Consider the following 15121-nt stretch of genomic DNA (forward strand, 5'->3'; position numbering starts at 1 on the left):
GACGGACTTACCGGAGTTGGCGAGCGCTAAAGCGTTGGCGCTCAAGCTGCGCCGGGACTGCGACGGCGCAAAATATCCGTGTATAGAGTGGGCAGTCGGGGTGTTCCGCAGCGAAGCTGGCGGCGCCACCGAGTCCGTAGTGACCTCCAACGAAGGTTTCGGATTCATCCCTTGGGGCGTTTTTCTGCCGCGGCCGGCGCGCCTGTTAGGTGCAGACATGCTAGCCGATAACGGATTTCGTGAGCACTGGTTTGGCTGCGAAGATCCCGCCCAAGTGATGATCGAATACGCGAAGCTGCGGGCGGCACGGGGTTCTCATCTTGTCGCGTTAGGTGTTACGCACGACAGCGCCCAAAGCCGTATCCCCGGTGTCGAATACGGAGTGTGCCCGGCCCGCAATCTGAACGAGGTGTACAGCGAACCGGTCCTCGACGACATGCACGCCCACCGCCTGGAGGTGTTATATCCGGATCTTTTCGCGCGGCTGCAGCGGCTCACAACCTCTGAGGAGGCGACGCGCGCGTTCGCCAACCAAGCGTGTGTTCCGTTGGCAATGCAAATGATTGACGCGGTGCAGATGTCAGCGGGCGTGGAAAGTCCTCCGGAGCTTCGGCAGATGTGGGATGCCCTCGGAACAGGCGACCCCATTTCCGACGACGAGTGGCAGCAGTACCTGATGGCCTCGATGGTGTTCTACGTCAACCTTAGTGCGAGTCGGCTTCCGCTTGATGCCGGCGTCGCCGAGCGAGAGCGCTACCACGCGCAGTGGGTGACCGCGCGGACGATGGAGTTCCTACGCGGCTGGCAGCGGACCACCCCGGATGTCGCGGACATGATTTATGCGGCTGCCGTCGCATATCCCGGTGATTTCGCGGGGAAGTTCGAGCCGCTGTTGCGGGCGCCCGAAGCCGCGCTGGCCAAGTAATGTCTACCCGCTGACTTAGAGCCCGGGTTGCCGCCGGTTCCGTCCTGACGGCACGGCATGAGAGTCTCTGCGAGTTACGGTCCAAGGCGTGGGCGTCCTCAGCGGGGAGGCCCGGCGAGGCCGAAACGTCCTGCTCACACGGTCTCGGCTGGAACGGCATCTTTTTTAGTACACGGATTTCATCCAATTTGCACGCGGTGGTAGCGGGGGCGTCGCCGGTGACGGTAGCGTGCGAATGTGCCATTGAAGCTGGCGTCTAAGACGCAGGTCTCGGGTCATTTCTTTGTGCGCCGCCGGCTGGCGTTTGCGCTTCTGCGGCGATCGGTAAGCATGGAGGTCAACCCCGTTCGTTGGCATCGCACGTTGCTGATGTTGTCAGCGGTGCTCGGGGTCGTGCTGATCGTGGGTGCGTTCGTGTACGGGTGGTTTCGGCCCGCTGGGGTGATCGCGGACTCGTCGAAGGTCGTCGCCGACCGTTCCTCGGGCGCGATTTACGCGGTGGTGGGCAAGCGACTGTATCCGGCGTTGAATCTGGTTTCGGCGCAGCTGATCGCCGGGGAACCGGACGCGCCGACGTTCGTGTCGTCGGCGGAGATCGCGAAGTGGCCCAAGGGTCCAACTGTGGGCATCGAGGGCGCGCCGGTGGACATGCCGGCGGTGTCGGCTCCGCAGATGTCGCGGTGGGCGGTCTGTGATACCGCCGCGAACACCATCGGTGGTTCGCCGGTGGTGACTGGTATCGACGGCGAGTTGACCTTGGGGGAGCCGGCCGGCGAGCTGGGTGGCGGCGAAGCATTGCTGCTGTCGTATGGGCCGATGACGTATTTGGTGGCCAATGGGCACCGGATGCCGGTGGATATGGTGCATGCCGCCGTGACGGGGCCGCTGGGCATTACCGCGGGCACGTCGGCGACACCGATGTCGCGCGCGTTGTTCGATGCACTGCCCGCTGGCGGCCCGTTGGTTGTGCCGCTTTTTGCCGGCGCGGGCACGCCGTCTGCGGTGGGGCTGGCACCGGGACTGCTGATTGGTGCGGTGGTTGCCAGCCGCGATGTGGCGAGCGGTTCGGACCGCTTCTATGTGGTGTTGGCTGACGGCATTCAGGAAGTGTCACCGGTGGTGGCATCTATTCTGCGGCAAAATGATTCGTACGGTCTGGCGAACCCGCTGCAGATTTCGCCGGATCAGCTGGCCCGCGTGCCGCTGCGGCATGTGCTGGATGTGGATTACTACCCGCGTCGCCCGGTGCGGATTGTGGATGCGGCTAGTCGACCGGTGACGTGTGTGGCGTGGCAGTGGAGTGTCAGTGAGCGCCAGGCGACTCTGACGGTCATTTCTGGGCGGGGTCTGCCGTTGCGGGCCGAGCAGCGCCAGAAGGTGGTCCCGTTGGTGGGCGCGGGTAACGGCGGCGTGCAGGCCAACGAGGTGCTGGTCGCCGGCGATCCGTCGACGTTCGTCACGACGACCGGGCAGGCGTTGGATTCGCCTGCCCGCGAAACGATGTGGCTGATCAGCTCTACGGGTTCGCGCTATGGCGTGCCGTTTGATGACAACAGCGTGCAGGCGTTGGGCCTGGACGTCTCCAAGGTTCGACCGGCGCCGTGGTCGATGCTTCAGGTGTGGCCGGCCGGACCTGAGTTGTCACGCGCCGCGGCGTTGACAGTGCATAGCCCGTCCGATGACGCTGTGGCGGTGCTGCCTACGAAGGCCAAAGTCGCGGCCGGCGGCTATGAAAAAGGGGGGATACCACGGTGTCTACGATTCGTTTCAACCCACCGGCACGGTTGAGCGCGCCGAGAGTCGACGGCGGCAAGGTTCCGGTCAAGGACTGTCCGGTTGCGCCCCGCCGCCTTCCGATGACCAAGGGTCAGATCATTTGGCCTGCGGTGATGGGTGCCGCCTTTTTGGGCATGATGGCGATGGTGCTGACTCAGCCGGGGTTGCGCTCTGGCCCGATGGGTTTCGTGTCGCTGCTGATGCCGATCATGATGCTGAGTTCGTTCGCGGCGATGTTCATGCAGGGCCGGCTAGGTGGTGCCGACAACAAGGCGATGTCACCGCAGGTGCTCGAAGAAGAACGCCGCTCCTACATGGACGGGCTGGATCAGGCCCGTGATGTGATACAGACCGACGCCGAGCGCCAGTTCGCGAACTACCAGTTCCTGCATCCTGAACCGGGCATGCTGCGGGGCCTGGTCGGGTCGCCGCGGATGTGGGAACGCTCCAGCGGCCAACAGGATTTGGCGCTGCACTTCGGTGTCATCCGGCTCGGCACGGGCACATCAGATTTAGCAAAAGAGCTGACGACAGCTCCGCTGGGGGAGTCGGGCGACTACGAGCCGGTCTGCTATGACGCCCTGAGCAAGTTCTTGTGGGAGCAGTCGAAAATCAGCGGTATCGCAAAACCGTTGTCGCTGCGGAAGATTCCGCTGATGAACCTGATCGGCGAAGACGACACCGACAGCGTCTACGGCCTGGTGCGCGCGATGATCTGCCAAGCGGCGTGCTTTCATTCGCCGAGCGATCTGAAAGTTATGGTCATCACTGACAACGCTGAGCGTTGGGACTGGGTGAAATGGCTGCCCCATTGCCAACACGACACCCTGATGGACAGCGGTGGCCCGATGCGGATGGTGTGGACGTCGCCGTCGGCGATGGACGCGGCGGTCGGGCACGAGTTGCACAACGTGCGGCGCAACTACGGCGATGCCGGCGCAGGAGACACCGTGCGCCCGCATTGGCTGGTCTTCAACGACCAGAGCAGTGTCGACAGCGAATGGGAAGCATTGAACCGCAAAGGTGTTGGCGGTGTCGCGGGCGTGACGTTTGTGCGCGTGGTGGTCAAGGAGGACAAGCGCGATGACAACTGAGTACACGCTGCACGTCAGACGAGACCAGGCCTACGATGAGGCTGGTGTTCTGGCCGTTCCCGACTACCTCGACACCGCGACGGCTGTGGCATTCGCCCGCAAGATGGCCCGCTTTCACGCCGAATCCAAGGTGACCCAGGGCACTACGGTCAGTCGATCAAAGATCGTGGACCTCTACGAGATCCTGGGGATAGCCGACGCGGGCAACATCGACGTGGAGGAGGCTTGGGCGGCTACCCGCTTGGGACCACCCATTCAAGACGACGAGGGCGAGTTCCATTGGGGCCGTGAGTGGCTGCGGTTCCCGATCGGAATCGATCCCCGCAACGGGCAGCCAGTGGCCATCGATTTGAAGGAGACGCACGAGTTCGAGGGGATGGGCCATCACGTCGTGGTGGTGGGAACGACCGGTAGCGGTAAGTCGGTGCTGTTGACCGCGTTGATCACCTCAGCGTGCTTGACGCATTCTCCGGAATCGTTGAAGGTCGCGGTGTTCGACTTCAAGGGCAGCGCGCTGGCGCATGTGGTTGCCGGATTTCCGCACACTGTCGCCGCGATGAGCAACCTGCGCAACGACAAGTTGTGGCTCAAACGGATGGCTGATGTGCTTTACGGTGAGATGGACCGCCGCAAGAGCCGCCTGGATCGCGCTCAGGTCAGTGATATCGCTGAGTATGAGTATTTGCGGATCCATAAAAAGAAGAAGCTGCCGCCGATGCCGCACCTTCTGCTCATCGTGGACGAGTTCACGCAGATGTTCCGCGAGAGCGACGAGGCTAAGGATGTGATGGATGAGGTTGCGCGCCAAGGCCGTTCGCAGGGGCTGCGGTTGGTGATGGGGTCGCAGCAGCTGGGCCATCAGATGCAGGGCGGCATCATGAACAATGTGCAGGTCCGTATCGCGCTGCGCACGGTTGTTGATTCCACCGATTCGCGCGTGATGGTGGGGAGTGACGAGGCTAATCATCTGCCGGCCAAGCCTGCTGGCGCTGGCTTGCTGCGGGTGGGTAGCGGTAAGAAGCTGACGAGGTTTCAGACCGCATTCCCGATGAAGAGCTATGTGCCTCCGCGGCAGGCGGCTTCGGCTGCGGTCCGCCGGGAGGCCGGTTACGTTGAGCCGCAGGAGTTCCGCGCGGTGGGGATGCCCGCGTTGCGGGTGCAACGTAATGTCGGCGACGACGTGGCGGTGGTGGAGCCGCAGGCGATCGTCGGCCCGGATGGGCGCACGGTCAAGCAGGTGCAGGCCACCATTGCGGCGTTGAACCGGCTGGGTCTGCCGCCGCTGGCGCCGATGTGGCTGCCGCCGCTGGAACCGCTGCCTGTTGATGAGCTTGTCCGCCGGCTGCGGGGCAAACCGTGGGATGTCGATTACGGCAGTTCGGGCCAAAACCTGGATGTGTTGCGGTTCCCAGTTGGCTTGGAGGACAGGCCATTCGACCATCGCCAATTTGTGTACGCACCCAATTTGGCGGACAGCAACTGCGCGGTGGTGGGCCAGGCGACGGCCGGTAAAACGGTGGCGCTGGCGACGATGATTACCGGGACCGCGCTGCTGTACAGTCCGCGCCGCGTGCAGTTCTATGTGATCGCGTTGAGCGGACCTGATCTCAACGTTGTCGAATCGCTGCCGCATGTCGGCGGTTTTGCCCGCGAGATCGACCGCGAGCAGGTTAAGCGGATTGTTGCCGAGATGTTGGCTTTGATTGAGGAGCGCGAGCAGGCGTTCAGTAAGCTGCGGTTGACGTTGAGCAGGTTGCGTGAGCGCAAGTTCGGCGGGGTCGAGGGACCGGTGCCCGATGACCCCTTCGGCGATGTGTATTTGGTGATCGACGGGTGGCCGACGTTCGCGAAGAACTGGGAAGTTCCGCTGGTTTTCGATATTCAGCGGATTCTGGACAAGGGTCCCGATGTCGGGGTTCACGTGATTGTGTCGACGAACGGCTGGACCGTAAGCAAGTTCCCCTCTGGAATGCTTAGCCGGTTGACGAGCAATGTGGAACTCAAGCTTGATCCAAACGACGACGTGACGCATAACAACGGACAGGTAGCCAAGGTCGTGCCGTTTGGTGATCAGCGGGTCTTTCTCGATGAGGATGACGAGGAAGGCGAGGGCGGCGAGGTCGAACAATTCGAGGAGGTCAAGATCCGTGGGCGCGGCACCTCGATGGACGGCTACCACTTTCAGGCTGGGTTGCCGGAGCTGACGGTTTACGGCCGTCGGGTGGATGCCGGTGTGGCAACTGATGCGATCGCGAAGGTGATCGGGCCGGGTAGCGCGGCGACGCGAGTGCGGATGCTGCCCAAGCGGATTGGCATCGACGAGGTGTTCGACAGGTGGCGGGAGCGGGGCGGGCAGCTCGGCGGCGCGGAGGTGCCGTTCGGAATTTCTGAAATCGGTTTGGTGCCGGCGGTGGCCGATTTCGCGAAGTCCGCGCACTTGCTGTTTACGGGTCGCCCGGAGTGCGGATTGTCCAGCGGGCTGGCGACTGTCGCGCAGTCGGTGATGCGGGTCTACCGTCCCGATCAGGCCCAGATCTTTGTCGTCGACCCGCACAACAACTTGCTGCGTGTGGTTGAGGGTGAGCACTTGGGCCGCTATGTGCACCGACAGGAGCAAATCAGGGAAGTGGGCGACTTGTTGGGCGCCTTGTTCGCCGAACGGATGCCCAGCAGCGATCAAACCCAGGAGGAGCTGGCGGCCGGGACCCGGCGCTGGAGCGGGCCGGACATCTTCGTGCTGATTGACCGCGAAGAGACGCTCGCGAGCTGGGACACCGGCGGATTCGTGCCCGGTACCGGCTACCCGCTGGCCCCGCTGACACCGTATGTCGGCCGTGGTAGGGAGGTCGGCCTTCACCTGGTGGTCTCGCGGCGCATTGCGCAGTGGGGCCGCACGATGGCCAACCCGACGGTGGGGGAGATGGTGAAAACGAAATCGCCGGCAGTCGTGATGGATGGCGACCCCGGCGAGGGCCCGATCATCGGCGACACCAAAGCCCAGCCGGCCGAACCAGGACGCGGACTCTATGTCACCGATCGTGTGGTGGCACCCGTGCAAGTCGCGCTGCCGGTGAGGACGGCTTGAGTCACGACCCGGACGCGGCACGCCGTTTGGCCCGCATGATCGACGAGTCGCGCCTGGAACTGGGGTTGTCCAAGCATGATCTGGCCCGCATCGCCCGGGTGGCGCGCCCTACGGTGTCGAGGCTGATCAACCACGCCGAGATCCCGGCTCGAGCCTCGACATTGGGCGGGATCGAAAGAGCGCTGGGCTGGCAGGCTGGAGCGTGCGCGGCTCTACTGGACGGCCAGCAGCAGTCTGTACCGACGCCGGTGGTCAGTCGGTCGTCGCAGGTGGTCGCGCAGCGTCTGACCGAGATCGCCGAGGAGGCCGGCAGCCTCGCCGACGTGATCGCGCACGCAGCAGCGCGGCTGAAGGGCATTGAGGAGCGTGCGCGTGCGGCCGCGCAGCTGGCTCTGCGGACCGCGCCGGAATAAGGGCCAGGCGTGTTAGCGGCGCCGGGTGAGCCGTAGTCGTAAGCCGGCGGGTTTGAGGGTGATGGTTTCTGACACGTCGAGTTGGTAGCCCGGCTGTGGCTCAATGTCGTAGCGGTGCACGATCGCCGCAAGGGCGATGAGCACTTCGTGGATGGCGAATTGTCGGCCGATGCATGCGCGGGGGCCGACGCCGAAGGGCTTGTAGGTGTGTGGCGGCAGGCCGCGAATGTTCTCGGGTAGGAAACGGTCGGGGTTGAACTGGTCGGCATCGGGTCCCCAAGCGGGGTCGCGGTGCGCGGCGAGGGTGACTACGAACACCCAGTCTTTGGCTTTGAAGGGGTATTTGCCGTCGCCGATGGTGGTGTCGCACTTGGCTTGCCGGAAATACCCGGGCGCTACGGGCCATAGTCGCAGTGTCTCGTCGATTACGCGGCGTAGGTAACGTAGCTTTGCGACGTCGTCGAATTTGATGTCAGGGTAGGTGTGTTCGGGCCATCGTTCGTCGACTTCGGCCTGTGCGCACGCTAAGAGGTCGGGGTTGGTCGAAAGGTAGTGGAGCGCGAAAGCGATGGTGTTGGCTGATGTTTCGCTGCCGGCGGTGAGCATCGTGAGGATCTGGTTGGTGATGTTGTCGTCGTCGAGGGCTTCACCGCTGTCGGGGTCGGTCTCGTTCAGCATGATGTCGAGCATGTCGGGCCGTTCGTTGCTGCGTGGGCCGCTGTGTCTGCGGGTCTCGATGATCTCGGCGACTTGTGTGTGGATGAAGCGTTTGTCGGCGTAGTGCTGTGCTCTGCGCTTGCGTTTGAAGATCCGTTCATAGCGGCGCAGCACATCGGTGCGCCGGCTGGCGTATTTGAGTTCACGCAGCACCGCGGCCAGGAACGGGTCGACGGCTTTTTCGCTGAGCTTGTTGAAGGTGTATCCGAATCCGGCGCGCGAGATCGTTTCGATGGTTAGCCGATTGACCTCTGCGGTGATGTCGATCCAGGCTGATGCTGCGGCGGCGGCATCCCAGGTTTCGATGAGTTCGTGCACGGTGTCGGTGATGGTGTCGTGGTAGTTGATCATGGCGGCCTTGGTGAATGCCGGCATGAGGATGTTGTGTGCTTTTCTCCAGTTCGGTTCGTGGTTGAAGGCGGTGAAAAGACCGTCGCCGCCGATGGTCCGCAGCTTGGCGATGATGGGGCCGACGTTTTTTTCCCAGCGCTGTTCGTCGTTGAGTTCGTTGATGAGTGCGGTGTCGGAGACGATGATTGCGGGCCAACCGAACACGCGTTGTTCGTAGATTCCGCCGAGGTCGCGGGTGTGGCCGACGAGGCGCTGGGTGGGTTTGGTGAAGTCGAGAGTGAAGATGTCACCGAGGAATGGCATACGAAAGCGTGGGTGAGGCAACGATAGTGGGCTACGTATGCGGGTGCGGGAAGGTGGGTTCATGAGATGGTGTCCACTTTCGTATCGTCGGCGTGGGCTGGCCTGGCGGCGGCCTGCGCGAGCGGCCACCAGGTGGATAGTTTCACGAGGTCGGTGGCTTCTTCTTCCAGAGTGGTCGGGCGTGAGGTGAAAACGGCTGATACATCTATTGGGACTGGTTGAGCGCCAGCTGATTTAGCGCGAACGGCGTATGCGAGATCCAGGGCGAGTTCAGCTTCGCTGCGCCGCTGTGCTGGCACACGCCATAGCCGGCAGAAGTCATCGATCTGGTCGGGATCGTGGTCGCGAAAGTAGTGACGCAGCTGTAGCAATGCGTCACGGATCTGCACCGTTGTTTGATGCAGTTCTAGCCGTGTGCGTCGGCGCCCAGTGCTTGGATTGATCAGCTCGAAGGCAACTTCGGGTACGGCGGCAACCATGTCGTGGCGCAATGTTGCGAGATTGCGGCAGTCTCGGCTGGCGCGGTCCCAGCCGAAATGGCCGATGACGCGCAAGGCGACGGGCACGCCGGCCAGGCATGTGGCAACCACGGTGACCCAGAAGAAGACGAAGCCGTGGTTGAACAGTCGCCACCGCACGGTGTCGGCCCAGTGCATTTGTTGGGCGAATTCGAGGACGGCGGCCTGCAGGGTGCTGGCGGTGATGGCGCAGCCGAGCACCACCCCGACCAAGGCCAGGTGGCGTTCGCGGGGATGCGCGGTCGGGCGCCGGCCCTCGGAGGCGGCCATGAGGATCACCCGGACCCCCAAGGCGACCAGCATGGTGGACTGGGCGAATAGCGCCGCGACGCCGTCCCATCCGCCGGAGACTTCCAGCAGCTGAGCGTGAGTTCTGGCGCGGGTGGCGAACACGAGAAAGGCGATACTGAGCACGGTAGCCGCGAGCCGATACTGACGTTGGCGGCGTCGAGTGTGCTCGGGTGAGCGCGAGGACCACATGGACACGAAACCCATGAATTCCGTTGAGGCACCGACCATGCCGACCATAGAGAGCTCCTGTGCGCAGGTGACGCTCAGGAGTGCGGACTGGGCCAGCAACTGCTCGACGGCACGCTGGCGGAGCAAGACGGTGCCCAGCATCCAGACCAGAGTGTTGTTGAAGTACTTGTCATACGGGCTGGTGTTGACCCACTTGTAGCGGAATGCGGCCATGACGGTGGTGAAAATGATCAGGGGCCAGGCGATGGCGGCCGGAACCGTGTCGGTCATTTGGGCCAGAAAAATACGCTGCGCAGCATGGAGTCGTCGGCGGCCGCTTCAGCCGCCGCGACCATGAGCATGTTGGCGAACATCTCCGCATCGCGTTCTTCGTCGTTGGGATAGTTCGTCCGGCCCAGGACCGCGCGCACGGTGGCCGGGTTGATGTCGGGCAGCAGGGCCAGGCACAGTTGTGCTTGGCGGGCCTTGTCGTCGCCGAATTTCCTACAGCGGCTGTGCCCCAACACCATATGTCCGACTTCATGGCACACGATTTGGTCGATGTGATACTGCGAGGTTCCCGTCTCATGCAAGATCAGGTCTTCGTGATCGAGAGTCACCCACAGGCCACACGGGCTGTCGGTGAGCGCGGCGGTGCTGGTCGGAACCAACCGGATCGGCCGTCCGCGTGCTTGCGCGAGGTTGGACACGAAGACATCGCGGTCCCACGGCACCGGAATTGGAAGTTGGCGCGCCAGGGTCAGAAGCTCAGCGTTGGTGACGGTCATCGGTACCGGAACCTTCGGGTGGTGCGATGGGCGGCAACTGCTCAAGTTCGCGCACGTGGTCAATCATTGCGGCCAAGCTCGTGAGGCCTTGAGCGCTCACGCCCGAGGCGCGTAGCGCCAGGTCACGGATGCCGGCGTCGCGCAAGACTTGGAGTAGTTCGAGTTGTGCTTCGATTTTGGGGTCGACGTCGGGGTCGATGAGATACGACGGGGAGATGCCGAAGAACTCGGCGATCGCGCGCAGATGGGCGACGGTTGGATTGGTTTTGGCGCCCGTGCGCAGCTGCCACATGTAGGCCGGGCTGATGGACACCCCGGTCGTGCGCGTAATGGCTTCGGCTGCAGCCGCATTCGATAGCGGGGGCTTGTTGGGCTTGCGCATGGTGTCGAAGAGCTTGTCGAGCTTGGCGGCCAGCTCCGACTTGTGGGATGGAGCGTCACTGGCGGCGGGCTTCGGTTCAAGCGAGCTGCTCAATAGACTCTCGTTTCATACTGGGCCGAACACTGTGCACTGAGATTACTACATTGCGTCGGCCCAGCTCGGGCGGCGGCCGGGGCCGCTGACCTGCGGAAGGCGCCTAGGACCGGGGGCGATTTACCGGCCGCTGATGTCATCTACACAAATATACGTTGCAGGGTGTCTGTAACGGCTGGTATAAATGGCACTCGTGCGCCACCCCGGCGATTTCACAGCGACCCGGTCGTCGAGCACCGGGTCTGGTGCACTGCTGCGACGAGAGCCCGGTGCGCCAGTAAGAACGTATTGGCCGCCGTCGCCGCCCATTCCTGAAGCGCTGTCGGGATATGATTACCGAAGCGCCGAGGTGGCTATTAAGATTGGCAAGCCGCACCATTCTCAATCAGTTGGTTTGGATCGCCACAGAGCACTGCGTGAGCAGCGCAAACGATGGGCGATACAAATTTATCGGTCGTCGGATCGATTACCCGGCCGGGCCGGTCAGCGTAGCGAAAACGCGCGTATTCGTAACCCGTTGTCCACATGGGGTGTTTCCTTTTGTGGAATTTCCGAAGCATTGGTTGCTGGTGTCTGTGAGGGGCATTATCGTCGGCCTCACGGACGTGACTGTAAGACAGGGGTGCAATTCAGATGATGTTTATTGAAGCGCCGGCGTTGGCCGCGCAAGCAGCAGCCGAAGGTGTCGGCAGTGCGACCACCGCGGCCAACCTGGCGGCGGCGGCCGGTCCGATGGGCGCCGTGGTGCCGCAAGGGGGCGAGGAAGTCTCGCAGATGCTGGTGTCGGCGATTATGGCTCACGGAGCCCAGTTCCTTGCCGTGGGCGCGGTGGGGGTGGCGCAGCGCGCAGCGTTTGCCGCGACGGTCGCCACCTCCGCGGCGACCTACACCGCGATGGAAGCGGTCGACCAGGCCGTGATGGCCCTATAGGGGCTGGCGATGTACTGGGGCATTCCACCGGAGATCAACGCTTTTCGGTTGACGATGATGGGCGCGGGTCCTACCGCCCATGTCCCGGTGGTGGCTGCCTACACCGACGCTGCGGCCACCCATCTTGAACAGGCCGCCCAGCAGGCGGTGACGACGATTGCTACCGCGCCATCGTTTGTCGGATTCGGTGGGGCCAGCATGGTGTCAGCGGCGACACCGATGTCGATGTGGATGTCGGCGGCAGGGGCGCACGCTGGTGCGGCAGCGGCCACCGTGCAGGGCGCGATGGCCGGATACAGCGCTGCAGTCGCCTCGACGATCCCGTACCCAGTGGTGGTGGCAAACCGGCTCCGCGAAACCGCGCTGGAAGCCACCAACCTGTTGGGACAAAACACCCCGGCGATTCTGGAAACCAACGCCGAGTACGGCGAATACTGGACCCAGAACGCCAGCGCAATGATGGGCTACCTGGCCTCGACCACCACCGCGGTCAACGCACTGTCGATGCCGCTGGCGCCGTTGACCGACATGACCGACCCTGCCGGCGCGGCAGCCGGAATGGCCGGGCTGGTCAGCGAAGGCATCGGTGCCGGTGTGCAGGCCCTGGGTTCAGGTGTAAGTGCAGGCGGGCAAGGAGTGTCCTCAGCGGCGGGCGCGGGAATGGGTGCGGTGGCCAGCAGCATCGCCGGTGTCCAGTCCGCCGAATCCGGTGTGCAGGCGCTCGGCGCATCCAGCGGCACAGGCCAGGGAACCGCCAGCACACCAACGGGAACAGGCCTGCTCGGCGCCTCGACCACGGCGATGGCCCCCACCACGCAAGGATCGCCAAGCAGCTCTCCCGCGACGCCGGGATCACCAAGCGCGCCAGGCCAGGCCCCCGGTCAAGGCGGTCAACCGCCGCTGGGCGAGGAGGGTCAGGGACTGCTGAACCAGGTGAGCGAAATTGGCCCGCAGGCGTTCAGCGCCGCCGAGGCGCCCCTGTCGTCGGCGGCTGGGCTGCCCGCACAGGCCGCGGGCTCGTTCGGCGGGCTGACCAGTCCGCTGACGGCGCTGACAAGCGGCATGACCGGCGGGCTGGGCGGCGGGCCGCCCGGTGGCGGTGGTCCTCCACCGCTGAGCGCGGCTAGCGCACCGTGGTCGGGGCTCAGTGGCGCCAACGGCGGCTACGCCGGCGGCGGATCGGACGTCAGCGCAGCGCTGACCAAGCCCTCTGCTGGCAGCTTGGGCGGCCCTGTCGGCCTGCCCGGCGGCTGGTGGGCCAACGCCGCCGCAAGCGGCGAAGACAGCGCCGGGCCAGCGGCAGGACTACGTAGTGGTGCCAGCGCCGGACGATCAGCGATGGTGCCGGGCATGTACGGGCCGATGGGTGCGGTGGGCCGCTCGGGACGCGGCGCGCAGCATGCTGAGGTTGCCGAAGCGGACAAGTTGATCACGCTGGGCGGCTCAGCGCGTGATGCGCCGGTCTTGACCTCTGAAGGCGTGGTCCACGTCGGGCAGGGAGGGTAAGACCCGGCAGGGGCGCGGGGCCATGACTGACCAGTTCGACCAGCTGTAACCAATAACCGAGTTAGAGGAGAGACACCATGGCGTTGAACGCCGATGTGGCCCAGATGCTTTCAGCAGCGGGCCAATTGAAGAACATCCAAACCGAGGTGCTGACGGCTTTGGGCCGCTACCAGACGATGAACGTGAACCTGCACGGTACCGGTTTCGACGGGGATGCGTCGCTGGCCTCGCTCAACAGCGTTGAGCAGATTCGGCATACGGGCACCCAGGTCAGTACGCGGTTCGAGAACGTCATCCACATGATGCAGCGCGCTGCCCAGCAGTACCAGGAGACCAACGTGCAAAACCGCGCGACCCTGGGCAGTATCCAGTCCACCTAGTCCACATCCTCAGCGTTTCAACAACTTTCAAGGAGACCTTCTCATGGATTCAATGCGGTACGACCACGCGATGATGGCCGATCACGTGTCGGCGCAAGCGCAGTTGACCACGCACATGAACGATCTGCGCCAGCAGGCGATGAACGCGGTCGCTCACGCGGCCACGATCTGGACGCAGCACGGTTCGGATGCCGCCCAGGTGTGCTTCCACGAAATCGACCAGGCGTTTCAGGCGGTGTTCCACACCATCGACCGCCACGGTGCGGCCATCGGCACTTCCTCAAACAACGCCCTGACCACCGACCACGGGGTTCAGGCAGGTTTCCGGGGCCTGTGAGCACGACCGGCACTGCGGCGCGGCTGGCGACCACATCTGAGGGATTGTGGTTGGCAGCCGCGCTGTGCCATGTGGCAAACCTGCCGCCTGCCTTGAAGATTCGACCGGTCGGGTCTGTACAGGCCACCTTGGCCGGCCATCCAGGCTTGGCGGTTCTGGAGACCGCCGGCGTCATCGAGGACGGCGCCGTCGACCCAGACGTTGCCTCGTGGGTCGGCGCGCTGGGGCGGCCCGATGTTGAAATCGACGTCATTGTGTCTCGGCCCGACGAACATTCGGATCGACTGCTAGGCCCGCCGCCAATGTTCGTAGCACCCGATGACGCCGCCGAGGCCGCCGCCGCGCTGGCCCAGTGGTACGCCGAACGCCCCCCGCAGCGGGTGGGCGCGTTGTGCCGTCGCGACGGCATCTGGGTGGGGGCTGCCCGGCTGTGGCGGCCGGGCAACGACAGTAGCGACGACGTCGTGATCAGCCCGCTAGGTTCGGCTCCGATCTGCGAGGCGGTGGTCGAGGTGCTCGGCCCCGCAGCGCCGGCACACTTTCACGGCATCAACAGCGAAGCCGCGGCGCTGAACTCGGCGCTGGCGGCCTGGCAAGCCAATCCGGTCGGCCACGATCTGGTGGCCGACCTCGTCGGGGTCGGTTTGACCGTTCCCCAGGCCCGGCTTGTCCAAGCTGTCGCCGACCGGGGCACGACGCGCGCCGTGGTCTGCGCGGCCCAATTCTCCCTGGACGGACCCGAGTTGGCCGCCACCGCGGTCACCGTCGCGGACACGTTCATGGGCCGTGTCGTGGTCAGCAATGTCATCGGCCCTGACGGCCGGCAGTGGACCACGCTGCTGCCCGGCACCGATGACGCGATCACTCGCGCAGTGCTCGAGCTGCTCGAAAGCCTTCCCTGTGGGCGCGATTGGGCGACCCACCAACGGACATGAAATTCGATACGCACAAAGTTGGTGTGCGTTGTAGACGGATCAAAATCGTGGTTGTTAGTCTCGCGTTGTGACCAAATTGTTTGGTGCGAACCGGAACTCACACACGGTTGCGCAACGAGGGGACTCGGC

The 15121-nt window shown here is 64.0% G+C and carries 14 protein-coding genes; 10 read left to right on the forward strand and 4 right to left on the reverse strand.

All coding sequences use genetic code 11. The annotated features are described in order from the left end of the window. Positions 1–34: 34 nt before the first annotated feature. The 5 genes from OQ968_RS02715 (at position 35) to OQ968_RS02735 (ending at position 7293) form a co-directional block, all read left to right on the forward strand. Positions 35–925: a hypothetical protein gene (locus OQ968_RS02715; RefSeq protein ID WP_324674383.1), complete on the forward strand. Its 891-nt coding sequence runs from the start codon at positions 35–37 to the stop codon at positions 923–925. A gap of 237 nt (positions 926–1162) precedes the next feature. Further along, on the forward strand, positions 1163–2713 hold the full coding sequence (gene eccB / locus OQ968_RS02720) for a type VII secretion protein EccB (RefSeq protein ID WP_324674385.1): 1551 nt from the start codon (positions 1163–1165) through the stop codon (positions 2711–2713). Continuing rightward, positions 2677–3795 carry a hypothetical protein gene (locus OQ968_RS02725; RefSeq protein ID WP_324674387.1) on the forward strand — a complete coding sequence of 373 codons (1119 nt, stop codon included), beginning with the start codon at positions 2677–2679 and terminating at the stop codon, positions 3793–3795. The genes eccB and OQ968_RS02725 overlap by 37 nt, the downstream gene beginning before the upstream one ends. Then, positions 3785–6880: a type VII secretion protein EccCb gene (gene eccCb / locus OQ968_RS02730; protein WP_324674389.1), complete on the forward strand. Its 3096-nt coding sequence runs from the start codon at positions 3785–3787 to the stop codon at positions 6878–6880. Before OQ968_RS02725 ends, eccCb begins: the two co-directional genes overlap by 11 nt. A 35-nt stretch (positions 6881–6915) precedes the next feature. Next, positions 6916–7293 carry a helix-turn-helix transcriptional regulator gene (locus OQ968_RS02735; RefSeq protein ID WP_324674391.1) on the forward strand — a complete coding sequence of 126 codons (378 nt, stop codon included), beginning with the start codon at positions 6916–6918 and terminating at the stop codon, positions 7291–7293. Positions 7294–7305: 12 nt separating this feature from the next. Here OQ968_RS02735 and OQ968_RS02740 read toward each other — a convergent pair whose 3' ends face one another. Genes OQ968_RS02740 through OQ968_RS02755 form a run of 4 tightly spaced genes read right to left on the reverse strand, consistent with a single transcriptional unit; the run spans position 7306 to position 10904 of the window. Further along, a complete protein-coding gene (locus OQ968_RS02740; RefSeq protein ID WP_324674393.1) occupies positions 7306–8727 on the reverse strand; it encodes a cytochrome P450 in 1422 nt (473 codons plus the stop codon). Continuing rightward, positions 8724–9932, reverse strand: coding sequence for a DUF6545 domain-containing protein (locus tag OQ968_RS02745; protein ID WP_324674395.1), 1209 nt, complete (start codon positions 9930–9932; stop codon positions 8724–8726). The genes OQ968_RS02740 and OQ968_RS02745 overlap by 4 nt, the downstream gene beginning before the upstream one ends. Next, the gene (locus OQ968_RS02750; protein WP_324674397.1) at positions 9929–10429 is read right to left on the reverse strand and encodes a hypothetical protein; all 501 of its coding nucleotides are present in this window, start codon (positions 10427–10429) and stop codon (positions 9929–9931) included. The genes OQ968_RS02745 and OQ968_RS02750 overlap by 4 nt, the downstream gene beginning before the upstream one ends. Then, a complete protein-coding gene (locus tag OQ968_RS02755; protein ID WP_324674399.1) occupies positions 10410–10904 on the reverse strand; it encodes a helix-turn-helix transcriptional regulator in 495 nt (164 codons plus the stop codon). Before OQ968_RS02755 ends, OQ968_RS02750 begins: the two co-directional genes overlap by 20 nt. A gap of 636 nt (positions 10905–11540) precedes the next feature. Here OQ968_RS02755 and OQ968_RS02760 point away from each other — a divergent pair. From OQ968_RS02760 to OQ968_RS02780, 5 genes are all read left to right on the forward strand, one after another. Beyond that, a complete protein-coding gene (locus tag OQ968_RS02760; protein ID WP_324674401.1) occupies positions 11541–11834 on the forward strand; it encodes a PE domain-containing protein in 294 nt (97 codons plus the stop codon). A gap of 9 nt (positions 11835–11843) precedes the next feature. Further along, a complete protein-coding gene (locus OQ968_RS02765; RefSeq protein ID WP_324674402.1) occupies positions 11844–13340 on the forward strand; it encodes a PPE domain-containing protein in 1497 nt (498 codons plus the stop codon). Between the two features lie 77 nt (positions 13341–13417). Then, positions 13418–13720 carry a WXG100 family type VII secretion target gene (locus OQ968_RS02770; RefSeq protein WP_324674404.1) on the forward strand — a complete coding sequence of 101 codons (303 nt, stop codon included), beginning with the start codon at positions 13418–13420 and terminating at the stop codon, positions 13718–13720. A gap of 43 nt (positions 13721–13763) precedes the next feature. Then, a complete protein-coding gene (locus OQ968_RS02775; protein ID WP_324674406.1) occupies positions 13764–14057 on the forward strand; it encodes a hypothetical protein in 294 nt (97 codons plus the stop codon). Next, entirely contained in the window at positions 14054–14992 is a 939-nt protein-coding gene (locus tag OQ968_RS02780) for an ESX secretion-associated protein EspG (protein WP_324674408.1), read from the forward strand. The genes OQ968_RS02775 and OQ968_RS02780 overlap by 4 nt, the downstream gene beginning before the upstream one ends. Positions 14993–15121 lie beyond the last annotated feature (129 nt).

The sequence above is a fragment of the Mycobacterium sp. 663a-19 genome (assembly GCF_035616495.1).
In the GTDB taxonomy this organism is placed as follows: Bacteria; Actinomycetota; Actinomycetes; order Mycobacteriales; family Mycobacteriaceae; genus Mycobacterium.

Bases quoted from the DNA above. Each gene is read 5' to 3' on its own strand.
- eccCb (WP_324674389.1), top strand. From the start codon at position 3,785: ATGACAACTGAGTACACGCTGCACGTCAGACGAGACCAGGCCTACGAT.
- OQ968_RS02735 (WP_324674391.1), top strand. From the start codon at position 6,916: ATGATCGACGAGTCGCGCCTGGAACTGGGGTTGTCCAAGCATGATCTG.
- OQ968_RS02740 (WP_324674393.1), bottom strand. From the start codon at position 8,727: ATGAACCCACCTTCCCGCACCCGCATACGTAGCCCACTATCGTTGCCT.
- OQ968_RS02745 (WP_324674395.1), bottom strand. From the start codon at position 9,932: ATGACCGACACGGTTCCGGCCGCCATCGCCTGGCCCCTGATCATTTTC.
- OQ968_RS02750 (WP_324674397.1), bottom strand. From the start codon at position 10,429: ATGACCGTCACCAACGCTGAGCTTCTGACCCTGGCGCGCCAACTTCCA.
- OQ968_RS02760 (WP_324674401.1), top strand. From the start codon at position 11,541: ATGTTTATTGAAGCGCCGGCGTTGGCCGCGCAAGCAGCAGCCGAAGGT.
- OQ968_RS02765 (WP_324674402.1), top strand. From the start codon at position 11,844: ATGTACTGGGGCATTCCACCGGAGATCAACGCTTTTCGGTTGACGATG.
- OQ968_RS02770 (WP_324674404.1), top strand. From the start codon at position 13,418: ATGGCGTTGAACGCCGATGTGGCCCAGATGCTTTCAGCAGCGGGCCAA.
- OQ968_RS02775 (WP_324674406.1), top strand. From the start codon at position 13,764: ATGGATTCAATGCGGTACGACCACGCGATGATGGCCGATCACGTGTCG.